The sequence below is a fragment of the Arenibacter troitsensis genome (assembly GCF_900177645.1).
Taxonomy (GTDB): Bacteria; Bacteroidota; Bacteroidia; order Flavobacteriales; family Flavobacteriaceae; genus Arenibacter; species Arenibacter troitsensis.
Map to the genome: position 1 here is coordinate 137,452 of NZ_FXAO01000010.1, position 25,710 is coordinate 163,161.

Annotated in this window: 19 protein-coding genes; all 19 read left to right on the plus strand. The window is 41.2% G+C overall.

The features are described 5' to 3' along the window. The first annotated feature begins 11 nt into the window (after positions 1-11). A complete protein-coding gene (locus B9Y87_RS19195) occupies positions 12-1,295 on the plus strand; it encodes a DegT/DnrJ/EryC1/StrS family aminotransferase (RefSeq protein ID WP_085500575.1) in 1,284 nt (427 codons plus the stop codon). Positions 1,296-1,349: 54 nt separating this feature from the next. Beyond that, positions 1,350-2,168 (plus strand): glycerophosphodiester phosphodiesterase, encoded by an 819-nt coding sequence (locus B9Y87_RS19200; RefSeq protein WP_085500576.1) that lies wholly within the window; start codon positions 1,350-1,352, stop codon positions 2,166-2,168. Between the two features lie 49 nt (positions 2,169-2,217). Next, the gene (locus B9Y87_RS19205) at positions 2,218-3,993 is read left to right on the plus strand and encodes a purple acid phosphatase family protein (RefSeq protein ID WP_085500577.1); all 1,776 of its coding nucleotides are present in this window, start codon (positions 2,218-2,220) and stop codon (positions 3,991-3,993) included. An 18-nt stretch (positions 3,994-4,011) separates the two neighbouring features. After that, positions 4,012-5,016 carry a Gfo/Idh/MocA family protein gene (locus B9Y87_RS19210; RefSeq protein ID WP_085500578.1) on the plus strand — a complete coding sequence of 335 codons (1,005 nt, stop codon included), beginning with the start codon at positions 4,012-4,014 and terminating at the stop codon, positions 5,014-5,016. Positions 5,017-5,044: 28 nt separating this feature from the next. Then, entirely contained in the window at positions 5,045-5,689 is a 645-nt protein-coding gene (locus tag B9Y87_RS19215; protein ID WP_085500579.1) for an HAD family hydrolase, read from the plus strand. A 176-nt stretch (positions 5,690-5,865) separates the two neighbouring features. Next, positions 5,866-8,841, plus strand: coding sequence for a PSD1 and planctomycete cytochrome C domain-containing protein (locus B9Y87_RS19220; RefSeq protein ID WP_245808757.1), 2,976 nt, complete (start codon positions 5,866-5,868; stop codon positions 8,839-8,841). After that, positions 8,841-10,292: a DUF1501 domain-containing protein gene (locus tag B9Y87_RS19225; RefSeq protein ID WP_245808758.1), complete on the plus strand. Its 1,452-nt coding sequence runs from the start codon at positions 8,841-8,843 to the stop codon at positions 10,290-10,292. Before B9Y87_RS19220 ends, B9Y87_RS19225 begins: the two co-directional genes overlap by 1 nt. Positions 10,293-10,319: 27 nt before the next feature. Then, entirely contained in the window at positions 10,320-11,264 is a 945-nt protein-coding gene (locus B9Y87_RS19230; protein ID WP_085500580.1) for a beta-propeller domain-containing protein, read from the plus strand. A gap of 5 nt (positions 11,265-11,269) precedes the next feature. Further along, entirely contained in the window at positions 11,270-12,676 is a 1,407-nt protein-coding gene (locus B9Y87_RS19235; protein ID WP_085500581.1) for a c-type cytochrome domain-containing protein, read from the plus strand. Positions 12,677-12,843: 167 nt separating this feature from the next. Then, positions 12,844-13,863, plus strand: a complete 1,020-nt coding sequence (locus B9Y87_RS19240; RefSeq protein WP_085500582.1) for an LLM class flavin-dependent oxidoreductase — start codon at positions 12,844-12,846, stop codon at positions 13,861-13,863. An 88-nt stretch (positions 13,864-13,951) separates the two neighbouring features. Then, positions 13,952-14,680 carry a carbohydrate-binding family 9-like protein gene (locus tag B9Y87_RS19245; protein ID WP_085500583.1) on the plus strand — a complete coding sequence of 243 codons (729 nt, stop codon included), beginning with the start codon at positions 13,952-13,954 and terminating at the stop codon, positions 14,678-14,680. A gap of 335 nt (positions 14,681-15,015) precedes the next feature. Continuing rightward, the gene (locus B9Y87_RS19255; protein ID WP_085500585.1) at positions 15,016-16,734 is read left to right on the plus strand and encodes a PQQ-dependent sugar dehydrogenase; all 1,719 of its coding nucleotides are present in this window, start codon (positions 15,016-15,018) and stop codon (positions 16,732-16,734) included. A gap of 42 nt (positions 16,735-16,776) precedes the next feature. Further along, positions 16,777-18,030, plus strand: a complete 1,254-nt coding sequence (locus tag B9Y87_RS19260; protein ID WP_245808759.1) for an amidohydrolase/deacetylase family metallohydrolase — start codon at positions 16,777-16,779, stop codon at positions 18,028-18,030. Positions 18,031-18,096: 66 nt separating this feature from the next. Continuing rightward, positions 18,097-19,311: an aminotransferase class V-fold PLP-dependent enzyme gene (locus B9Y87_RS19265; RefSeq protein WP_085500586.1), complete on the plus strand. Its 1,215-nt coding sequence runs from the start codon at positions 18,097-18,099 to the stop codon at positions 19,309-19,311. A gap of 36 nt (positions 19,312-19,347) precedes the next feature. Further along, a complete protein-coding gene (locus B9Y87_RS19270) occupies positions 19,348-19,929 on the plus strand; it encodes a RidA family protein (protein WP_217807549.1) in 582 nt (193 codons plus the stop codon). Between the two features lie 254 nt (positions 19,930-20,183). After that, positions 20,184-20,747 (plus strand): helix-turn-helix domain-containing protein, encoded by a 564-nt coding sequence (locus B9Y87_RS19275; RefSeq protein ID WP_085500587.1) that lies wholly within the window; start codon positions 20,184-20,186, stop codon positions 20,745-20,747. 74 nt (positions 20,748-20,821) lie between these two features. Beyond that, entirely contained in the window at positions 20,822-23,323 is a 2,502-nt protein-coding gene (locus B9Y87_RS19280) for a heavy metal translocating P-type ATPase (RefSeq protein WP_085500588.1), read from the plus strand. Between the two features lie 164 nt (positions 23,324-23,487). Further along, positions 23,488-24,777 carry a DUF5690 family protein gene (locus tag B9Y87_RS19285; RefSeq protein ID WP_085500589.1) on the plus strand — a complete coding sequence of 430 codons (1,290 nt, stop codon included), beginning with the start codon at positions 23,488-23,490 and terminating at the stop codon, positions 24,775-24,777. 234 nt (positions 24,778-25,011) lie between these two features. After that, the coding region (locus B9Y87_RS19290) for a carboxypeptidase-like regulatory domain-containing protein (protein WP_176225686.1) at positions 25,012-25,710 on the plus strand (699 nt) is incomplete at its 3' end.

A 25,710-nucleotide genomic window follows, 5' to 3' on the forward strand; every position in this document is an offset into this window, starting at 1 on the left:
ACCATATGACAATGAAAAAATTAGCAATAAATGGCGGGAGCCCTTGTCGTGATACCAATAAGAGTCCTTGGCCTAAATGGCCGGTGTGGGGAAAAGAAGAGGAAGTTGCGCTAATAGAGGTCCTGAATAGTGGGGTTTGGTCCTATAATGGGCCAAAGGAAATGGAGTTCAATAAACTATTTGCAGAATATACAGGCGTAAAACACGCCATTTGTGCCGTAAACGGTACCGTAACCTTGCAAATTGCGTTGGAAGCCTTGGGTATAGGCGTCGGCGATGAGGTTATAGTTCCGGGCCTAACTTGGCAGGCTACTGCGGCCACCGTAATCGACGTTAATGCCACTCCCATATTGGTGGATATTTGTGAGGATACCTGGTGTATAGATCCAAAAGAAATAGAGAAAGCCATAACTCCAAGAACCAAAGCTATTATTCCGGTACACTTATATGGTGCTTTTGCGGATATGGATGCCATTATGACCATTGCCAAAAAACATAATCTCTATATCATTGAGGATTGTGCCCATAAGCACGGAGGTGAATGGAAAAGTAAAAAGGCTGGAAGTATAGGCAATGTGGGTAGTTTTAGTTTTCAATTATCAAAACATTTAACCGCGGGTGAAGGTGGATCCGTTACTACAAATGACACGGATTTAGCTGAAAAATTGGATGCCCTTAGAAATGTGGGTCGAAGACCTGAGGGAGATTCGCTTATAGGTGCGGACAAAGGGATAGGTGATTATGGCGATGACGGTAATTTTATACAGTCCGGTAACTATCGGATTACCGAATTTCAAGCAGCTATACTGGTAGAGGGCTTAAAAAGGTTGCCAGAGCAAAATGCAACTAGAGATGCCAATGGGGCTTATTTAAATACGCTTTTAAAAGAAATTGAAGGAATAACACCCTTAAAAAGAGATGATAGGGAAACCAAAAAGGCTTATTTTAATTTTGCTTTTCGTTACGATTCAAGCAAGTTCAAGAATTTGCCGATAGAGAAGTTCCGGTCTGCCCTGGAGGCGGAATTGGGCATAATAGTGGATGCTTGTTATGAGCCTTTAAATAATTGCTCATTATACGTGCCGCACACCAAACCATCCAGACACAAATTAAATGATGCCTATTGGGAAGCCATTGACCCAAAGAGGTTTTCATTACCGGTCTGTGAACGCATTTTTAAGGAAGAATCGGTTTGTGTACACCACAAGGTGTTAATGGGGACAAAAGCGGATATGGATTTGGTGGCTACGGCCATAAAAAAGATTTATACCCATGCGGCGGAATTGATGGACTAAGGAAGTATCGGTTGCATCAACAAGGCAACCCGTACATAATATTATTTTGAATAGATGAAATTACTTTTAGGCCTAATATCTTTTTTCACTTGGTCCAATCTTGTTTTTGGACAAGATTCCATGTTGGTCAAGGAAAATTATAGTATGCCCTTAAAGGGAATTTGTGCGCATAGGGGAGCCAATGAAACCCATCCAGAGAACACTTTGGTAGCTTTTGAGGAGGCAATTAGACTGGGCGCACAGATGATAGAGTTCGATGTTCAGATGACGAAGGACAATCAATTGGTTATTATGCACGATGATAAGGTAAATAGGACTACCAATGGCCGCGGACTGGTGAAGAATCTAACATTGAGTAAAATAAAAAGGCTGGATGCGGGTAAATGGAAATCCAAAAACTTTAAGAAAGAAAGGGTTCCCACCTTACAGGAGGCCCTGGAAATTATGCCCAAAAATATCTGGCTTAATATCCATTTAAAAGGGGACGAACGTTTGGGTAAGGCAACAGCCGAAGCCGTGATTTCCGCGGACAGAACCCATCAGGCTGTCATTGCCTGCGAAAATGAGGCTGCCAATGGGGTAAGGCAGGTAGATCCGAAGATTATGATGTGCAATATGGAACGTTTAGCTACCCGTGCTGAATATATAAATGAAACCATAGAAAAGGGCTTCACATTTCTCCAACTAAAAAGTAGTAGGGACGATGAAAATATTCTAACGGATCTAAAAAAGCTAAAGGATAATGGGATTCGCATCAATTATTTTCATTCCGAAGAAGGAAGTCGCGTTAAGGAATTGTTGGATGCGGGGGTCGATTTTATTCTCACAGACCATCTGGCAGATATGTTGGATGCCTTTGTAAAATCAAATTAGTCACCCAGTAAAATAATATTGAAAAACCCAATAAAAGCATAGTATTCAAATGAGAAGATATATAAGTCTTTTTGCAGTCTTTTTAATTTTTTCCTGCTCCAAAACCAAAAAGGAAGTAGACCATACCCAAGGCTCTGTAAAAGGAGTAATGGACAGTGTAATTACCAGATTGTATGAAAAAGTGGACCCCAAGGACTACGATTCCATTGATGATACTTTTATGCTTCAATTTTTGACCGATGACGAGAAATCAACATTGGCTTCCCGTTACCAATATTTTAAGGTTAATGTACCCGTAACGGTATCCTTGATGAGACATCTTGATCATAAAGCACCGTTTTGGCTTAAGGAAAGCGGTTTTGTAAAGACCGATGAGATCGTAAAAAATGAAGTCTATGATTATGAAGTATGGCAAAAGGATTTTGATGCAGGTTGGGTTAATTTGGGAATCCCAGGGTTCAACATCGATAGGGTCGTCTATTTTATATCGGTAGGCCCACAGAATTCCAATGAGGAACTTACAATTAGCGAACGCTATCCTGAGGAATATTCTTTGGAAGTGTTAAAAAAAGGGGCTTTTACATACCATGACTGGTCCGACCTTAAAATTACGGACCTGCCCAAAGAACTGGAGGGTCAGGTATTGTTCACTACGGTTAGGGGAAGGGCTCGGGAGGCACATGTAGAAGGCGCTTTTCGGAAAACGATATTCCCATCTTCCGATCAACCCGATCAGATTATGCTTACCTGGAGTGCGGATCCTACAAATTCTATGGATGTACAATGGAGAACCAATATGACTGTAAAGGATGGAACTGTACAATATTGGAAGAAAAATACTTCGGACTCCATTTCCTTAAATGCCTCGGTATCGGGTATGGAAGATAGAATGTTGTTCAATGATAGATATATAAATCGATTTACTGCCAATCTGACCAATTTGGAGGCTGGTGTTACCTATGAGTACCGTGTAGGTTCGGTCGAAGAAAAGTCATGGTCCACGGTTAGGAACTTTAAGACCGAAGCCAAGGATTCCAAGGAGTTTTCATTTATATGGTTTGGGGATACCCATAGAGATCCCAAATGGGCACAAATGCTCAATGATGCGACCCTTCGACATCCGGAAACGGCATTTTATTCCATAGCCGGCGATCTTGTGACCACAGGACTTTACCGTACGGAATGGGACATGTTTTTTGGGTATTCAAAAGAGGTGTTCTCCCATAAGCCCTTAATGCCCGTCCCTGGAAATCATGATCGGCAGGATGGTTTGGGAGCTTGGATGTATTATCAACTCTTTAGTTTGCCCACGAACGGACCTGAAAAAGTGGATCCGGAAAGCACTTACGCCTTCAAATATGGGAACGCCTTGTTCTTGATGATCGATTCTACCCAACCCAATGAAGCACAAACCGAATGGATAGAAAATCAATTGAAAAATTCCAATGCCACTTGGAAATTCGTCATGTTTCATTTCCCGCCCTTTAATTTTGAAGAGCCCTATTTGGATATTCAACAGGAATGGGGCGGTCTTTTTGATACCTACCATGTGGACATGGTCATGTCCGGACATATTCATTATTATATGCGGTCCAAGCCTATGAATAATGGCAAGGTGGTGGACTCCTTTAAAAAGGGCACCGTGTATACAGTATCTATTGGAACCCATGGTAATCATGATAATATAGGGGAAGAACCTTATGCTGAAAAGAGGTTCAAAGAAGGTCAATTTTATCAATACATGACTTTGACCGATAGAACTTTAAAATACATAACCTACAATCTGGACGGGGAAATCGTAGATGAACTTTTAATAACAAAGTAATTATAAAATATTAAACAGATGAAAACCAGAATAGCCCTTATAGGTGCAGGATTTATATCGGATTATCACGCTCGTGGACTACAAACCTTAGCCGATGTTGAAATTGTGGCCGTGGTGTCCAAAAACCTTGAAAATGCCGAAAAATTTGCCCATAAGTATCATATTAAAGAGGCGCTTGATGATATTTCATCACTGGTAAAAAGAGATGATCTGAATGCCGTAATTATAAGTACACCCAATCAATTTCACGCTCCCTATGCCATAGCATTTTTGCAAAATGGCAAGGATGTTTTTCTTGAAAAACCTATGGGAATGAGCGGAGATGAAGGCAGACAAATAGCTGAGGTGGCAAACAGACATAACCAATTGGTGATGGTAGGTCATATGTGGCGTTTTGATACCGATACGCGTTTTATAAAGGATACCGTGGCTTCTGGAACATTAGGTAGAATTTTTAAGACCAAGGGTTACGGAATACATGAAAATTGGGGTCCCTCTGGCTGGTTTACCAAAAAGGAATTGGCAGGGGGCGGGGCCTTGGCAGATATGGGGGTCCATGCCATTGATGCTGTGAGATATATATTGGACGATCCAAAACCTGTCAAGGTATATGCCAGAATTTCTACGGAATTTGGGGATTATGATGTAGATGATACGGGAATCTTGGTAATTACTTGGGATAATGGCACCGAAAGCATCATTGAAAGTGGATGGTGGCATCCCCATATGGACGGGCCAGAGGCAAGCACCAGCTTGTTTGGAACAAAGGGTTATGCCAATCTGTTTCCCACATTTTTAAAAATGAAGGAAGGGGAAAGTACGGTAACAACGGTACCAGAGCTTCCCAAAAGGGAAGATCACTGTGACCAAATTATTTATACCCGTCAAATGGAGTATTTTGTGGATTGTATCAAAACCAGGCAACAACCAGTTCCGGGCCTAATGGAAGGACAAATAGTACTGGACATTGTAGATGCGGCCTATAAATCTGCCGAAACAGGCGAAGTTGTAAATTTAATGTAGTACTGGCACTATTCAAAACTATTAAAAAATGGCTCTGAGTGAATTAAGCCGTCATATTGAAAACATCATTTTTGACCTGGATGGTACCCTTTGGGATCCTATGCCCATGAGTATCAAGGCTTGGCATACTGCCTTGAACGGCTTCGATTGTATTAAAAATCCTATTTCAGAGGAAGATATTCAGGGTATTCTTGGAATGCAGCACGACCTGGTAGGAAAAAAGCTGTTTCCATATCTTTCCAAGGAACAGCAAGACGAGGTAATGAACAGTTGCTATGTACAGGAGGTGAACGACATTAAGGAATATGGAGGGGTTTTGTATCATGGATTGGAAGAAACCTTGAAGTTATTGGGGAGTAAGTACGATCTATATATAGTCAGTAATTGTCAGGCTGGTTACATTGAAGCCTTTTATGCATACCATGGTTTGGGGGGCTATTTTAAGGATTTTGAATGTTCGGGAAATACGGGTTTGTCAAAGACCGAAAATGTAAAAATGGTCATTGAAAGAAATACACTTTCCAAACCCATCTATATAGGGGATACCTTAGGGGATTATACCGCTGCCGAAGGAAACCAAATACCCTTTATTTTCGCCCAATACGGGTTTGGGGATGTACCCAAAGCTAAATATACTATCAATAAAATCGAGGCCTTAAAAGATTTGCTTTAATATTTTTCTTCTCATAAATTATCCCTAATTTAGGTTGCTTCGACTATCAATAATTAAGTGATAAACAATACTTTTTGTCATTTGGCTGGCACAATAAGTATTAACTCCCGCAATTTTAGTAGTTGGTTTTAAGCTATCAGATCAATATATTTGACAATGGTTATAAAATTTTGACAATGTTTCCTCGTAAAATTAAAGTTTTGATCTTGATTTGTACTTTAGGTGGTATGGGAATTTCCTGTGAGCGATCAGAAAAATTCTCCGAACCTCTACCCAAAATAGTCGATTTTAATTTTCATGTAAAACCTATATTGGTTCAGAACTGTTATCTGTGCCATGGCCCCGATCCAAGCAGTAGAAAAGCAGAATTGCGATTGGATACCTACGAGGGTGCCATAGCGGCGCTTAAGGAAGGTGGTCATGCCATTGTTCCTGGTAAGACTTCAAAAAGCGAATTGGTAAAACGGATATATAATGAAGATCCAGGGAAGATCATGCCACCGCCAGAGACCAATCTAAAACTTACCGAGAGGGAGAAGGCCCTTTTGAACAAATGGATAGATCAGGGAGCCGAATGGAAAGATCACTGGTCCTTCATTAAGCCGGAAACAAAAATTGCGTTATCGGACCCAAGGGCCATCGATTTTATAATAGAAAAGAAACTGGATGAAAAAGGGTTGGAGAAAGTTCCTGTTGCCAATAAAAACTCACTCATTAGGAGGGTATCCTATCTACTTACCGGTTTACCCCCCAACCCTAAAGATGTTCAAGAATTTATTTCGGATACCAGTAGTGTGGCTTACGAAAAATTGGTAGATCGTTACCTAAATTCACCGGCCTATGGAGAAAGATGGGCAAGACATTGGATGGATTTGGTGCGTTATGCAGAAACAAAGGGCCACGAGTTTGATTATGCAATAACGGGTGCCTGGAAATATCGTGACTATTTGATAAGGGCATTTAACGAGGATGTACCTTATGATCAGATATTGGAGGAACATTTAGCTGGGGACTTACTGGAGAACCCTAGGGAAAATAAGGAAACCGGAGTTTCGGAATCCTGGCTGGGCACTACTTTCTATGTTATGGGTGAAGGAACCCATAGCCCCGTAGATGTGCGGCAGGACGAGGCAGATCGCATTGATAACATGATAGACGTTACCACCAAGACTTTTCAAGGGTTAACGGTTTCCTGTGCAAAATGTCACGACCATAAATTTGACCCTATTACTGCGGCGGATTATTACGCCCTGTATGGGGTAATGGAGAGCACAAGGTTTTCTCCCGTTCCTGCCGATCTAAGAAAGGATATAAAATTGGTGGCCAAGGAAATAGAAAATCTTAATTCCTATATGCGGAAGTTGGTGTCCGGAAAATGGGACACGGCCAAAAACATTTATGAAAATACTGATCAGGCCCAGAATACAACGTTAAATACAAATGAAGAAGCCTATACCGTCATTGGCGATTTTAGAGGCCGGGATTTTGATGGATGGAAAAGTGATGGATTTGCTTTTGGGCAGAAGACAACCCTAGGGAATCCCATAGTGGATCCGACCACAGGAGAATTGCTTGGCCTAGATGAGGGAAAAGCTTCTAGCAGGGCAATGGGGATGGGCATTTTCGGGGCTTTTCGTTCTCCCAATATTATTTTGGACAAAGATTATGTAGGTGTTAGGGCACGGGGTAAAAATAGTAGCATCAGAATTATAATAGACAATTTTCAATTGATTCAAAACCCAATTTATGGCGGAATAGACCAAAAGGTGAATACGGGTGGATGGAATAATTTTGTTTTTAATGTAGCGGCCTGGAAGGGTAGAAAAGCATATATTGAAATCTTGCCGGGAACTTATGAACGCCACGAGTATAATCTACAGGAGGATGCTTTTATTGAAGTCCAATACGCCGTGGCTTACGATGGGGAATGGCCTTCGGATTTGGAAGGGAATTTTGCCACACAACTACCACAGGAAAATTGGGCATCTCTGGATATATCTCCGGCAAAGGTAATAAGGCTTAATAATGATCTGAAGAAAGGAAAACTACCTTCACATTTCCCTGAATTGAAATCGGTTATGGATAGCAGCCAACAGTTGGCCAAAAGTCTAAAAAACGAATCCTTTGTTAATGGGATATACGATGGTTACGGAATTGATAGTCCAGTTTTCAATAGAGGTAATTATAAGGAGCCCTCGGAAGAACATATTCCTAGGAGATTTTTATCGGTTTTGTCATTGGGCGATTCCATATTTAATTCTGAAGGAAGTGGACGTATGGAGTTGGCAGAGGTAATGTTGAATGAAGATAATCCCTTGACTTCTCGTGTAATGGTAAATCGGATTTGGCACCATTTGTTCGGCAAGGGAATTGTGGAGACCGTTGATAATTTTGGTCTGCAAGGAAAATTACCATCCCACCCGGAACTGTTGGATTACCTGGCGGTTAAGTTTCAGAAGGAAGGGTGGTCCGTTAAAAAATTGATCAGGGCAATTGTTACCTCAGAAACTTTTAAAAGAAGTACTGTGAGAAGTGATGCCCTGGCAAATACGGATCCCAATAATATTTATTTAGCTTCTTTTCCAGTAAGAAGATTGGAGGCGGAAGCCATCAGAGATGCAATATTGGCTGTTTCCGAAAGTTTGGATTCTACCATGTACGGAACACCTGTGGCCACCCATTTAACGGCGTTTATGCAGGGACGCGGTAGGCCGGGGAAATCGGGACCTCTAGATGGGGAAGGGCGAAGGAGTATTTATTTGGAGGTAAGGAGAAATTTCTTGGAGCCTATGATGACGACCTTTGATCGTCCTATTCCCTTTAGTACTTTTGGAAGTAGGAACGTTACCAATGTACCTTCACAATCCTTGATTTTAATGAACGATCCATTGGTGGCGCAACAGGCCGAAATTATGGCTGGGAAATTGATGGAAAAGGAACTGGAAGGTTTTGAGGAAAAAGTACAGTGGATTTATATGCAGGCTTTTTCGCGTTTGGCAAGTTTGGATGAACTAAAAAAAGCTTCTGATTTTTTCGAGACGCTCCGGACTATGGAAGAGAAAGAGGCAGGTAAGGAGAATCAGGAAATGGAACTCTGGAAAGAGTATTGTCATAGTATTTTTAATTTAAAAGAATTTATATACCTAATCTAATGGGCCATCATCACAATACTAAACCTAGAGTTATTTCCCGTCGGGAAATGTTGGGGCTATCGGCTGGGGGCTTCGGTTCATTGGCATTAATGAGTCTGTTTGGCACTATGCCTTTGGGCTGCAAGAGGCCCGGATCTTTTGATTCAGCTTCCAACCTTTATTTGGGACCACATTATTTGCCCAAGGCAAAAAATGTCATCTTTCTGTATATGGATGGGGGTGTATCACAAGTGGATTCTTTTGACCCCAAACCCCGCCTAGCCAAGGAGAACGGTGAGGATCCCAGAAAGAAATTTAAGGTAGATGCCACCCAGTTCGACAATGTGGGCAAGATATTAAAAAGCCCCTGGGATTTTAAACAATACGGGGAATGTGGTATGCCAGTAAGTGATCTGTTTCCACATATTGCCACCTGCGTAGACGACATTGCTTTAATACGATCTATGGTTTCCAATTTTCCGGAACACACCAATGCCAATTATTTTTTACATACGGGTAGTGGTTTACAGGGGCGGCCAAGTATGGGTGCTTGGATGAACTATGGCTTGGGGAGCGAGAATAAAAATATACCTGGTTATGTTGTTTTGGACGGAGGGCTGGTTCCTCCGGGTGGATTGGATAATTTTAAAAATGGGTTTTTGCCGGCATCCTACCAGGCTTCTGTTTTTAAAGCTGGTCCAGAACCTGTAGCCAATATCAATCCAAGGGAGGACATTAAAAATCTTCAGGAGGAAAAACTACAATTTATTAAACAAATGGACGATGGTTTGATCGGGAAAATTGGAGAGGCCGATGCCGTGGAATCTGCAATTTCCAATTATGAACTTGCCTATAAAATGCAATCCTCCATTCCGGAGCTTACCGAGTTCAAAGAGGAGACCGAGGCTACCAAAAAATTGTACGGTATGGATTCTGACGACCCTAATTTAAGGGGATATGCCTCTCAATGTATCTTGGCCAGAAGGCTGATAGAGAGGGGCGTTAGGTTTGTAGAACTTACTTGTCCCAACGTTGGCCCAGGTGTTGACAGATGGGACCAGCACAGTAATTTAAAAAAAGGCCATGAAAAAAATGCGCATGCGGTAGATCAACCCATTGCTGGACTGCTCAAGGATTTAAAGTCCCGTGGACTATTGGAGGAAACTTTGGTGGTCTGGACAGGAGAATTTGGAAGAACGCCCTTCGCTCAGGGATCTGACGGGCGCGATCATAATCCGTCCGCCTTTAGTATGTGGATGGCCGGAGCAGGAGTAAAAGGAGGAACTATTTTTGGCAAGACCGATGAATATGGCTATAGGGTAATAGAAAACGAAGTAACCATACATGACCTTCATGCCACTATTATGCATTTGTTGGGATTGGACCACAAGCAACTGACCTTCCGTTTTGGAGGTCGCGATATGAGGTTGACAGATGTTCATGGAAATGTGGTAAAGGATATTTTAACCTAAATAAAATTTTAATTGGAATACTCGCATATGAATATTTTTAGCAAAGGACTACTGTTCTTAATGATGTCGCCCCTGTTTTTGGTAGGCCAAGCAACTGTCTTAACCCCTCAATACCAGTCAACAAATAAGGGTTCGATTAAACATTCGTTTTTTATTGCGGGACCCAATTTTACCGGGATTATTGGGGAAAATGGAGAGGAAATCTGGGATTCCGGGAAAAAAAGTGCCAGGGACGGGTATGTCTTAAGGAATGGTAACATCCTCATTTGTTGGGGAGATGAAGTGCTGGAGTACAACAAGAAAAAGAAGGTAGTTTTTAGCTATACCAAAGCGGAGAAGTCCATGGAATTGGGAACCGCAGTACGTTTGCCCAATGGTAATACCATGATTACGGAATCGGGATCCAATCCTAGGATAGTGGAGGTAAATAAAAAAGGAGAGGTTGTTAGGGCTGTACCTTTAATGCCAGATACTGATAATATTCATATGCAGACTAGAATGGCCAGGAAATTATCCAATGGCAATTATTTGGTGCCACATTTATTGGCTTTTGCCGTCAAGGAATACCAGCCGGATGGGAAAGTGGTAAATGTTTTCAATACGGATTTGGAAGATTTGGGAGGAAGGGAAGCTGAAAACTGGCCTTTTACCGCTATTCGTTTGGAGAATGGTAATACCCTGGTTACTTTAACCCATGGGAACAAGGTGGTAGAATTTGATTCCAATGGCAAGGTAGTCTGGAAAGTGTCCAATTCTGATTTGCAAGAAACACCTTTTGTTGATCCCTGTGGGGCACAAAGATTGCCTAATGGCAATACGGTGATTGCCAGTTATGGGGCTCAAAAGGGAATAAAATTGTTTGAGTTGGCACCTGATAAATCTATGGTTTGGAATTATGAAGGGCATAGGGTGCACCACTTTCAAATATTGACCACCAATGGAAAACCCATAAAAGGAACTCCACTTAAATAGTATAAATGGGATTTATCTTCTTGATGAATGGTGGTATTTTGGATAATCCACCAGATGTAGTATTGTTTTTTGGGCGGTTTCATCCGGTAGTTGTGCACCTTCCTATTGGCTTCTTAATTATGGCCATTTTGGCGCAGCTGGCTACGCGTTGGCCCAAATACAAGCTTTTGGAGATCTATCTCCCACTAATGTGGCTAATGGGCGCATTTAGTGCACTATTGGCTGTGGTTTTTGGTTATTTCCTTTCCTTAAGTGGAGGTTACGATGAGGATACCCTCTTTTGGCATCAGTGGGGTGGAATTGCCGTAATGCTATTGTCTTTTGGGTGTTACTTAATCAACAAGAAATCGAGTAAAATACTCTCCATTCCCAAATGGACAATGGTTGTCATAGTAGGACTTTTACTTATGTTTACTGGGCACATGGGTGGCAATCTCACCCATGGCGCTACTTATTTACTGGAATACGCACCAAATCCTGTTAGGAACATGGCAGGATTGCCTTCCAAGGTGGTGCCGCGAGAAAAAGTCACGGTATTGGATTCCGCTGACGTATTTCTGGACTTGGTGCTACCCATGATGCAAACTAAATGTGTTAGTTGCCATAACGAGGGGAAAAGGAAGGGGGGTCTTTTACTTACCACCTATGCGGATATGATGCTTGGAGGAGAAAGTGGAAATACCATTATCCCTGGTGATGCCATAAAGAGCGAATTGGTACGGCGGATAACCTTACCTATGGCGCATGATGATTTTATGCCTTCCGAAGGAAAGCTGCCCATGACCGATCAAGAAGTGTTGTTAATACAATGGTGGATCAAAATGGGCGCCCCGCCCAGTGGTTATGTTACCCAATTGGATAAAGAAAAAACACTCACCTCTTTGGTCAGTAACTATCTTGGTTTGGACAAGAATAGCCTTTTTAACAAAAAAGTTCCCCTCCCAAATCAGGCTGTGGTTGAAACCTTATTAGGTAACGGGTTTGTAATCAATCCTTTGATGAAGGACAATTATTTTTTGGAGGCCAATTTTAGTTTAAGCGAATATGACCTAAAGGCTTCGGATATGGACACCCTTTTGGAATTAAAGGAACAATTGGTTTGGCTTAATCTAGGAAATTCAAACATCAAGGATGCCTATCTTGAAAAAATTGGATTATTGCAAAACCTGGTAAAGTTGGACCTTAGTGGAAATGAAATTACCGATCACGGGTTAAAATACTTATCTAAATTGGAGAATCTGGAATCGCTCAACCTGTATGGAACCAAGGTCTCGAAAGGAGTTTTGGAACTTGTTCCCCATTTAACCAGGTTGAAGAAAATTTATCTCTGGCAATCAGAAGTATCCAAAGAAACCATAACTCAATTGAAGGAACAATATCCGGGTCTCACCATAATTTTTGAACGGGATTAAGTTTTTTACTTTTATCAAATCAGAGTGGGGTCGGTGATAGTGAGGGTATAGAAACAATCAATTTTAGCATGTTCCTTTTGCTAAATCTACCATTCCTAAATTTGTTTTAAGTATAGATATCATTTTTCGACTAAACCCTATCATCAGATCAAGAAAATATCGGAAAAATGGAGGATAACATCAATAGCAATATTAAGAATACAAAATTCTCAGTTTTGGATTTGGTCCCTGTAGCTAAGGGCTCAACCCCTTTGCAGTCTATGCAAAAGAGCCTGGAATTGGCACAACACGTAGAAACTTTGGGCTTTGAACGATTTTGGATTTCCGAACACCATAATATGGAAAGTTTGGTGAGTTCGGCTACACCAATTTTAATAGGACATATTGCCCAAGGCACCAAGACCATTAGAGTAGGCTCCGGTGGAATTATGTTGCCCAATCATGCCCCGTTAATTGTAGCGGAACAATTTGGTACCTTGGAGACACTTTATCCAGGGAGAATTGACCTGGGTTTGGGAAGGGCTCCAGGAACAGATCAACTAACGGCCAAGGCATTAAGACGGGATCGTACGGAAACTGTGCACGACTTCCCAAGGGATATAGTGGAATTGCAGACCTATTTCTCTAAAGAAAATAGTTATGCTGCAGTACGGGCCATACCTGGAGAAGGCTTGAATATTCCTTTGTATTTACTGGGTTCAAGCACATTTAGTGCCCAATTGGCCGGAGCAAAGGGATTGCCATATGCTTTTGCCAGTCATTTTGCACCTACCCATTTACATGAAGCCCTTAAATTATACCATCAAAATTTTCAAGTTTCGGAACAATGTGAAGCTCCCTATACTATTGCCTGTGTAAATATAATTGCCGCAGAAACAGATGAAAAGGCCAAGTTTTTGGAGACCAGCCTTCAGCAATTGGCTTTGGGAATTATAAGGAATACCAGAAAACCTTTACCACCACCAGTGAAGACTATGGATGGATTATGGCATGAGGTGGAAAAAGTCCAAATTCAAAGGATGATGCACTATAGCTTTGTAGGATCCAAGGAAACCATAAAAGCACAACTTACAAATTTTATTAAAGCTACAAGGGTCAATGAAATAATGGCAGTATCCCATATTTTTGATCATCAGGACCGCTTAAGGTCCTATGAAATCTTGGGTAGTCTTCTTACGGAGAAGTAAATTTACTTTTGTTAAAGTTATATTTATGGTTTCGTGGATTCTGGATGACAAATTTTAGTTAATTTGTGCTTATATAGATTTGCCATATATGAATAAGCGGAAATATATAGTATTGTGCCTATGTGGGTTTATGATGGCATGCAAATCTGAAATACATAGTCAGGAGAAAATGTTAAGGGTTAAAGAAATAGAATTTAAGGGGCAAGCCGATTTGGAAGAGGTATCCCAACTTTTGGAGCAACATACTGAATTACAGGCAATCGATTTAATAAATTGGGATCAATTTTCTTATAGGCCCAATGTGTCTTTTAGGATTGCGCACAGCAATAATGCCATTTGGATAAAATATTATGTCCAAGAAAAAAACATTCTGGCCAGTATTGGGGATACCAATGGCCCAGTGGCCCGTGATAGTTGCGTGGAATTTTTTTTAGACCCTTTGGGGAACGGGAATTATTATAATTTTGAATTCAATTGTATTGGCACCGTCCATTTGGCTTACGGACCTGGAAGAGGGCAGCGTCAATTTGTCGATCCAAAGACCATTGGGAAATTAATCGAGGTACAAAGTACTTTGGGATCACAGACTTTCACAGAAAGAACGGGCGATTTTTCTTGGGAATTGACCATTGTAATACCTGCTGGGATCCTGACCCATAATCCTGAAATTAAATTAAAGGGCCTTGAGAGCACTGCAAATTTTTATAAGTGTGGCGACGCTACTTCCCAACGCCATTATTTAACCTGGAATCCGGTTGGAACCGAAAAGCCCGATTATCACAGGCCAGAATATTTTGGCAAACTTATTTTTCAATAAACAAAACAAGGTAATTCCGAGTTGCTTCAGGAACAAGATATTTTAAAGGGATATTTTTTGTAATTTTTCAATAGAAATCACACTTTTATTTCAATTAGGCAATTTAATTGTTAAATATTGGAAATATAATAGGCATATTCTTCAAAGTATTATTAAATTTAAGATGTGTTCGAACACATCTTATAAAATTTAAGGCAGGAACTACATGCAGGCTGAGGATATTATTATCGGGTAAAACTTCAATTCCAATCCCAATCATATTTGGGGAATAGTTGGTATTGGTGAAAATTACCCATGATGGAGAGTCAATCATAGGTTTATTAAATATACGATCAATGCCCATTTCCCCGCGAATCAAAAAATTACTTTTTGGTATAGTGCCCATTTTGACTCTGTTGAATTGTGAGGTACAACCACCTAACGGAGGTCTTTATTTACCTGAAGGTTTCAGGGCAGTCGTGGTCGTGGATAGCATAGAGGAAAGGGTTCGGCATTTGGCCGTGACCAACGATGGAATAGTGTATGGCAAACTTAGAAATTCCAATGAAAATGGAGGTATAGTTGCATTACAGGATAAAAATAAAGATGGAAAGGCAGAGATAATACAAAAATTTGGCGCGTATCGTACGCTTCAAAAATGGAGTTATTCCACAGCCATGAGGATCTATAATGGCTATTTGTATTTTAGTTCTGAATTGGTCATTTACCGCTATAAATTAAAACCGGGAACCTTAATACCTGAAGGGGAAATGGAAATAGTGATGACCGATGACCATGAGCATGGAAAGCACGAACATATAGGCAAGCCCATTGCTTTTGATAACAAGGGGTATATGTATGTTCCTTTTGGTGCCCCTTCCAATGCTTGTCAAAACCCCAAAAGAACCCCTGGAGCGCCGGGCATGGATCCATGTCCACAATTGGAGGACCATGGCGGCGTTTGGCGTTTCGATGCCAATAAACTGGGTCAGACCCAAAAGGACGGTTACAAATATGCTTCGGGGATACGTAGTGTAGTGGCAATGGATTGGAATTCTGAGGATGGGAATCTTTATATTGTAATGCACGGACGGGATGATTTGCTTAGACTATTTCCCAATATCTATTCCGGTTGGGAAAGTGCCCTGCTCCCCTCGGAAGAATTTATTAGGGTAACCGAAGGCTCAAATTTTGGCTGGCCCTATTGTTACTATGACCAAATACAGGAAAAAAAGGTCCTTGCACCGGAATACGGGGGTGATGGGAAAATAATCGGGAGATGTCAGGATTTTGATAATCCTATAATGGGATTCCCTGGGCACTGGGCCCCGAACGATTTGGTTTTTTACAATGGGGATAAGCTACCAAGTAGATATAAAAATGGGGCATTTATAGCCTTCCATGGATCAACTAATAGAGCTCCATATCCACAATCTGGGTATTTTGTTGGATTTGTCCCCTTTAAGGACGGAAAGCCCTCCAGGGATTGGGAGGTTTTCGCGGATGGTTTTGCAGGGGTAGATCCTATAGTCAGTGTTAAAGATGCCGAATATAGGCCTATGGGTATTGCTTTTGGTGCAGACGATAGTATGTATATTTCAGATTCGGTAAAGGGAAAGATATGGAAGATAGTATTCCAGGGCGACAAAAATAATTTTGGCCATGATCAATTGGCGGGAATGGAAAAAAGAAAACTATTGTCGCATATAAGGACACCTGATGAAACCAAGGATAACCTTATGGCAGGTAAATTTACTGGAGGTGAAAAAATTTATTATACCTATTGCAGCACATGTCATCAACAGGATGGTAGGGGAGCAACGGGTAGATTTCCACCTTTGACCGGAACGGAATGGGTCATTGGTGACAAGGAGAGATTGATCAATATTGTTTTGAATGGAATGGAAGGCTCCATGGAGGTGAACGGGGAGGTTTATAACGGGGTAATGCCACAACATAGTTTTTTAAGTGATGAGGAAGTGGCCGATGTCCTGACTTATATCAGGGCCAATTTTGGGAATGATGCGGGGGAGATAAAACCAGAAGAAGTAAGGAAGCTAAGAAGCAGTTTATAGAATTCACATACCAAGTGTTTAAATCAACCAATACTTTTAAAAATGAAAAATATGCTAAAAAAACGGAATTGGGCCATTATTTTAATGTTAGCGTCAACTATTGCCTTGACCGCACAGGACTATGACATCTTGGTAAAAGGTGGACATGTTATAGACACAAAAAACAATTTGGACCAAGTTATGGATGTAGCCATTAAGGATGGTAAAATTGCAAAAGTCGATTCCAAAATTCCCGAAAATAAGGCGAAAACATTGATAGATGCCAAGGGGTTTATTGTGGCCCCGGGACTCTTGGATATACATGGGCACAATTTTTTTGGCACCGAGGAAGATGCGTATTTAAGTAACAGTTTTAGTGCCCTGCCCCCTGATGGCTTTACTTTTAGAAGTGGCGTTACTACTATTGTTGATGTAGGTGGTGCCGGTTGGAAGAATTTTAAAACCTTTAAGACGCAGACGATAGATAAATCAAAAACAAGAGTATTGTCTTTCTTAAATATTATTGGGTCGGGTATGAAGGGAGGCGCCATTGAGCAAAATATAGAGGATATGAATCCTAAATTAACGGCCTATGTTGCTTCGCAGAACAAGGGGACTATAGTAGGAGTGAAATTGGCCCATTATAGTGGTTTTGATTGGGAACCTGTAAATAGGGTGGTTGCAGCGGGGACTATGGCCGATATCCCGGTTATGATCGATTTTGGAGGCAGTGAACCGGAGTTGTCCTTGGAAACATTGCTCATGGAAAAACTTCGTCCCGGAGACATCTTTACCCATGCCTATGCACACGTAAAAGGAAGAACTCCTGTAGTGGATGAAAGTGGCAAGGTTAGGAAGTATGTCTTTGATGCCCAAAAACGAGGGATCATTTTTGATGTTGGCCATGGTGGTGGCAGCTTTGTCTTCGAGCAAGCCATTCCGGCCATAAAACAAGGTTTCTTACCTAATTCCATAAGCACGGATCTGCACACGGGAAGTATGAACGGGGGAATGAAGGATATCCTCAATATTATGTCAAAATTTATCAATATGGGCATGCCGGTAAAGCAGGTAATTGAAACTGCAACTTGGAATCCTGCCCAGTATATTAAACGCACGGATTTAGGGCACCTGACTGTTGGGGCCGTGGCAGACCTAACTATTTTAAACCTTAAAAAAGGGAATTTTGGGTTTATTGATACACAAGGGAAAAAAATGATGGGCGACCAAAAATTGGAATGTGAGCTTACCCTAAGGGAGGGAGATGTGGTTTGGGATCTAAACGGTATTTCCAGACCTATGTGGAATGCAAAGTAATCCCGTTTATTTGAAAATAGTCTATGGGAAGTGCATTGAATTGGATTAATCTATAAAAAATTAATTATGTTAAGTAGGAGAAAATTATTAAAAACCTTATCCAGTGTACCAGTGGTGGGCGGATTGGTAGGTACTGGATTATTAACGCCACAATTGCTTGGTGCTACAGTAAGCCTACCGGCAAAGCGGAATTTTTTCAAGGAGCTGGGCATACGTACATTTATCAATGCTGCCGGAACCTATACTTCCATGACCGGTTCCCTAATGTCCGAGGAGGTTACCTCGGCAATTGTATTCGGGGCCACGGAATATGTAGATTTGGACGACCTACAGGACAAGGTCGGTGAGAGAATAGCAGAATTGTTGGAGTGCGAATATGCCACGGTATCCTCTGGAGCTTTCGGGGCCATGTCCATTGGGCTTGCCGGGGTAATTTCTGGAATGGACTCCGAAATAGCCGCCCAACTTCCGGATACCACAGGATTGAAGCACGAGGTAATAATACAGGAAGGCCATAATATTGGTTATACCCATGCCCTATTGAACGTCGGCGCCAAAATAGTCACCGTAAAAACAAAGAAGGAAATGGAAAAGGCCATTAACAAAAATACGGCCATGCTCTGGTTTTTAAATGCCAATACGGACAATGGTGAAATTAAGTATGACGAGTTTATCGCCATTGGAAAAAAACACAACATTCCAACTTTTATAGATTGTGCAGCAGATGTACCTCCTGTGGAGAACTTGTTTAAATTTACTAAAATGGGGTTCGATTTAGTGGCATTTTCTGGAGGAAAAGGAATTAGAGGGCCTCAAAGCGCTGGATTATTGCTGGGCAAAAGGGACCTGATAAAAGCGGCAAGAATACATACCCCACCCCGTGGAAGCACTATTGGTAGGGGCATGAAAGTAAACAAGGAGGAAGTTTTGGGAATGTTGGTGGCCTTGGAAATGTATTTGGCCAAGGATCATCAAAAGGAATGGGAGCTTTGGGAAAATCAAATTAAATTAATTAGCGATAGTGCCTTATCCGTAAAAGGGGTGCAGACAGAGATACATGTGCCGCCCTATGCCAATCATGTCCCTTCCCTACGTATTAAATGGGACAGTAATTTGGTTAAGATAAGTCCAGAGGAAGCTAGGAAAAAGTTAATGGAAGGCCACCCTGCCATAGCTACGGTAGGAGATAAGGAAACTATAGGTATAACTACCTGGATGATGGATCCTGGTCAGGAAAGAATAGTGGCCAGACGCCTTAAGGACGTATTGGAGAATGTGTAATTAGTTTAAATAAAAATTAGTTTTAAAAGCAAGCATATGAATTTCAAGTATTTTTTAGTCCCCTTAATGGCTATAATGATCATTTCCTGTAACGCAAAAAAGGGCGATGTAGGAACATCAGTTGAAAAGGAAACTCCAGTAATTCCAGCCGACTATGACCCAGAGAAAAAACTTAAGGAACTGGGCATAACCTTATCGGAAGCCAGTGCTCCTGTAGCCAATTATGTCAATGCCGTTCGCTCGGGAAATCTAATTTTTCTATCTGGAAAAGGGCCACTTCAGAGTAATGGCGAAAATATTGAGGGTAAAGTGGGGACAGATCTAACCATTGAGGAGGGATATGAGGCCGCCAAAATTACGGGTATTAATCAATTGTCCGTTTTAAAATCTGAATTGGGAAATTTAAATAAGGTAGTTAGGGTGGTCAAGGTATTAGGTATGGTAAATGCAGGACCGGATTTTCCCGATCATCCCAAGGTAATCAATGGATATTCAGATTTAATGGTAGCCGTATTTGGAGAAAGGGGAAAACATGCCCGCGCTGCCGTAGGTATGGGGTCCCTTCCGGGAAATATCGCCGTAGAGATCGAAATGATCGTAGAGGTAATGCCAGAATGAATTTGATGCCAAATATTGCATATTCCTTCTTTTCCAACATCAACCAATAAACCGCCTAGAGCGCTGGTCAAAAGCTATTGGATTTCCTTGATAGAGCGGTTGGGAATTATACCTTTGTAACCAAGGAGCAATGAATGTTGCTGAATTCCCCTTCCAAAGCTGTGAAGGGGAATATTGTTATTTTTATTTATGATAGCTTTTGGAAAAGTCCGCAACTAAGGCTGGGCTATATCCACATTTAAAATCTGTAACAGATGAAAAGACTCCTAATCAAAAATATGGTTTGTGATAGATGTAAAACCCTTTTGGCACAAGAGTTTACCAAGGCTGGGATTGTAATTATATCTATAAAATTAGGGGAGATCGTATATGAGGAAAATGCCGATAATGAGGAAGGTATAATAGAAGGCATATTGAAAAATAACGGCTTCGAATTGGTTAAAGATACAGCTGATATGATCCTTGAAAACATAAAGATCCAATTAATCAATACGATCAACAACGGAGAAAATGATATAGCGGGGAACATGTCCTCCTACTTGTCCAAAAAATTAAATAAAGATTACTCCATCCTAAGTAAAATGTTCAGTAAAAAGGAAGGTGTAACCATTGAGAAATACTATATCGATCTAAAAATTGAACGAGCCAAGGAACTTATCCAAATGAACGAACTCAATTTTTCTGAAATAGGGTATGCCTTAAATTACAGGAACAGTAGTCATTTGGCCTCACAGTTTAAGTCGGTCACGGGTATGTCTATGGGAGAGTATAAAAAATTACAACAATGGGATAGAAAACCGCTGGACAAAATTGTGTAAAGAAACTCCATAATTGTAAAAAGTGTTCCATGTCAATATGACTATTTTTACTTACGAATTAAAAATGCTTGGATATGAGACACACCTATAAGATACACGGTATGACCTGCAACGGTTGTAGGTCGCATGTAGAGCATACCTTAAATACAGTGGAAGGCGTTACCCAGGCAACAGTAGCTTTGGAAAAAGCTGAAGCTGTAATTGACATGGACGGGCATATACCTCTATCTACCTTTAAAAAGGCATTGGAAGATGATGGCGGCGCCTATGGTATTTCTATGCCAGGAGAAGAACATGAGTATCATTCCCCTAAGAAACAAAAGCCTAGTGGTCCCGGGACGGGAACGTTTTATTGTCCCATGCATTGTGAGGGGGATAAAACCTATGATCAGCCGGGAGATTGTCCGGTTTGTGGAATGGATTTGGTGGAAGAGGTAAAGGCAAATAATGGAGGTAACACCCAATATACCTGTCCCATGCACCCCGAAATTATCGAGGATGAACCAGGATCCTGTCCCATCTGTGGAATGGATCTGGTACCATTACAGACAGATATTTCGGCAGAGGAGAAAAACTATAAAAAGCTATCGAAGAAATTTTGGATAGCCCTTGCCTTTACGCTGCCTATTTTTATTATTGCCATGTCCGAAATGGTACCCAACAACCCATTGTATACTATTTTGGGTATGAAATATTGGAACTGGATCCAGTTTGGTCTTTCCCTTCCGGTGGTATTCCATGCTACTTGGATGTTTTTTGAGAGGGCATATCGATCAATAAAGACATGGAATTTAAATATGTTTACCCTTATTGGTATCGGATCTGGGGTTGCATGGTTATTTAGTGTTTTCGGGATGCTTTTTCCAGATGTTTTCCCTTCCCAGTTCAAAACCCATCACGGTACCGTACACGTTTATTTTGAGGCGGCTACAGTAATTTTGACACTAGTATTATTGGGACAACTTTTGGAGGCCCGGGCCCATAGCAAGACGAACAACGCGGTGAAGGAGCTGTTAAAATTGGCACCCAATAAGGCTGTTAAACTGGTGGACGGGAAAGAAGAAGTCATTGCTATCGATAAAATTAAAATAGGGGATTTGCTTAGGGTTAAGCCCGGTGATAAAATTCCTGTCGATGGCATTATTCATGAAGGGGAGAGCTCCTTGGATGAATCCATGATTACAGGAGAACCCATACCTGTAGATAAAAAGGAAGGCGACCAAGTGAGTTCCGGAACTATCAATGGAAACCAATCCTTTGTAATGAAGGCAGAAAAGGTGGGTTCGGACACTTTGCTGGCACAAATTATAGAGATGGTCAATAAGGCCAGTCGCAGTCAGGCTCCCATTCAGAAATTGGCGGATAGGATTTCCGGATATTTTGTTCCCGTGGTAGTATTGGTCTCTGTTATTACCTTCATCGTTTGGGCTATTTTTGGCCCCGAACCCAAATATGTCTATGCCTTGGTAAATGCTATTGCCGTATTGATCATAGCCTGTCCCTGTGCCTTGGGTTTGGCCACACCAATGTCTGTCATGGTCGGAATAGGGAAAGGGGCGCAATCCGGGGTATTGGTCAAAAATGCGGAGGCATTGGAGAAAATGAACAAAATTGATACTCTAATTATAGATAAGACAGGAACAATTACTGCGGGAAAGCCATCCGTAGAAAAAGTGGTGGTTACCTCGGATGAATATCCTGAGGAAAAAGTGTTGCAATACATTGTATCCCTCAATCAAATGAGTAAACACCCATTAGCGGAGGCAACGGTCGCATACGGGAAGGAACAGGGAGCGGAAATATTGAAGGTGTCAGAATTTAATTCGGTCACAGGGAAAGGCGTAACAGGAATTGTCAATGGGAAAAAGTTGGCATTGGGGAATGATAGCATGATGGAGGAAGTGGAGGCTGCCATGTCCAATGGGCTAATGAAAAAAGTAAAAATTGAACAGCAGCTGGGTAAAACGGTTTCCATGATTTCTGTAGATAGCATTGTAGTTGGATTTGTTGTGATTACCGATAAAATAAAGGAAACCAGCAAAAAGGCCATTTCGGCTTTGCAATCTTTGGGAATATCCGTAATCATGTTGACCGGTGATAACTATGATACGGCAAAGGCTGTGGCGGAGGAACTTGATCTTACCGATTTTAAGGCGGGGATGCTTCCCCAAGATAAGTTAAATGAAGTGGAAAGCTTGCAAGCACAAGGTAAAAAAGTTGCGGTGGCAGGAGATGGCATAAACGATGCTCCGGCCTTGGCGAAGAGTGAGGTTGGAATCGCTATGGGAACAGGTACCGATGTGGCTATTGAAAGTGCCTCCATCACTTTGGTAAAAGGAGATTTACAAGGAATTGTAAAAGCTAGGAACCTAAGTGTAAAAGTGATGGGAAATATTAAACAAAATTTATTTTTTGCACTTATTTACAATACCCTTGGGGTACCCATAGCAGCTGGTGTGCTCTATCCATTTTTTGGGCTACTACTATCACCTATGATCGCCGCATTGGCCATGAGTTTTAGTTCGGTTTCCGTTATTGCGAATGCGCTAAGATTGAGAAATGCCGATATTTCCTGACCCGGACTTATTCTGAAAATTGACAAAATATGCAGTGGTTTATTATTTTAATCTTTACATAACGATCTAATAACTTTAAAAAATTCATTTCAACATAAAAAGGGGTGAATATTGTCTATTAATATTTATCTTTTGAGAAATTTTATACCAAACTGCCAACACTTTTGAAGCTAGTAAAAAAAGATTTTTCGTTTTTGCTATATGGGGCATTTGCCTCCTTTGGCACTTATTTCTGCATGTACGCCTTTCGCAAACCGTTTACGGTAGCTACATTTGAAGACCTTTCCTTTGCGGGGGTAGATTACAAGATAATTTTGATCATTGCGCAAGTACTTGGGTACATGCTTTCAAAATTTATAGGGATTAAGGTAATTTCAGAACTAAAGCCCAATCAACGCATATTTTATTTATTGGGGCTTATTCTTGCCGCAGAGGCAAGTCTTCTTTTGTTCGCCCTTACCCCAGCGCCTTATAATATAGCATTCATGTTTTTAAATGGCCTGCCATTGGGGATGGTGTGGGGAATTGTTTTTTCTTATTTGGAAGGTAGAAAGTTTACAGAATTTTTGGGAGTGGCTTTGTGCTCCAGTTTTATAGTATCTAGTGGCGCTGTAAAATCGGTGGGTCTTTTGGTTATGGAAAATTGGCAGGTATCCCAATTTTGGATGCCATCCGTTACCGGTGGCGTTTTTTTGGCTCCTTTTGTATTTTTTGCCTGGTTGTTGAATAAGATGCCCCAACCAACAGAGGAGGATAAGGAACTTAGAACAGAACGGAAACCTATGACAGGGAAGGATAGAAAAAGGGTTTTTCTTACCTTCCTGTTCCCCATTATCATTTTGGTTTTTTTCTACACTTTCTTAACTGCATTGCGCGATTTCAGGGATAATTTTTCCCGGGAAATTTGGGATGCCCTAGGTTTCGAGGGTGATGCTGCAATATATACCATCTCGGAATTGCCTATCGCCATATTGGTATTGGTCATCATAGGTTTTTTGGGAGTGATCAAAAATAATTATAAGGCCTTTGTTTCCTATCACTATCTTTTGCTTTTTGGTACTATTGCCATTGGGCTGTCTACCTTGTTGTTTCAAATGACTTTAATTTCACCTGTTCTTTGGATGATCAGTGTTGGCTTTGGACTCTATATATGTTATGTACCTTTTAATTGCATTTTTTTCGATCGCATGATCGCTACTTTCCGAATTAAGGGCAATGCAGGTTACCTTATATATATTGCGGATGCCTTTGGTTATTTGGGCAGTATGGGCGTACTGCTTTATAAGAATTTTGGTCAGAGTACCCTTTCTTGGCTCAAATTCTTTATGGCCAGCACTTATTTAATCGCCGTTTTGGGGTCTATTATTACTTTAGTTTCACTTTTCTACTTTAAAAGGAAATACAAGAAGAATTTATTAGTGGAAAAGTCGGAAATACAATTGGCGGAGGCATAATTTATTCCCCGCTTATTCCTCATTCATCAACTCACCACTTCTGGAGATCAGCCTTTTTAGGCTTGTCTTAAATACTTTTGCGCTCATTCTTTTGTCCTAAAAGTTTTGTTAACGTTGCTTTAACAAATAGACAGATTTCATTGCAATCTTTTAATATTAATTGAGGGTTTAGTTAACCTATGCCTAGGATATTTGCGCTCACTAAATAATTAATAAAATCACAAACTAAAAAGAATGAACAAAACAAGTATTGTTATGGTATTTGCCTTTTTTGCATTTATCATGGGCCATTCCCAAGGGGTATTTTCGGGAAAGGTTTTGGATGAAAACAATGCGCCTTTGCCAGGGGCATCGGTGGTCATTAAAGGTAGTTCCAAAGGGGTAGCTACCGATTTTGACGGAAATTTTCAAATTGAATTAAATTCGGCAAACGATATTCTACTCGTTACCTATTTAGGATATATTCCAACCGAAATTGCCACCTCTGGAAAAACATCGGCGGAAATAGTCCTTCTTCCCGATTCTGAAAAATTGAATGAAGTGGTCGTAACGGCCTTGGGTATAAAAAGGGAAAAGAAGTCCTTGGGGTATGCATCACAGGAGCTGGACGGCGAACAGGTATCCGCTGCCAGGGAGCCCAATCTTTTAAACGGTATTTCCGGAAAGGTGGCCGGTCTACAGATTACCAACAGTCCCTCGGGCCTTGGAGGTTCTGCCAGGGTGTCCATAAGGGGCGATGCCTCCTTGAATATCAATGGCAACTCTCCTTTGTTCATTGTGGATGGTACTCCGATCAGCAATGAAATTGTAGGTTCCAGCGGTTCGGGCACACAGGATGTGGATTACGGAAACGGAGCTTCGGAAATAAACCCGGAGAACATAGAATCGATCAACGTGTTAAAAGGTCCTGCCGCCGCGGCACTTTATGGGGCC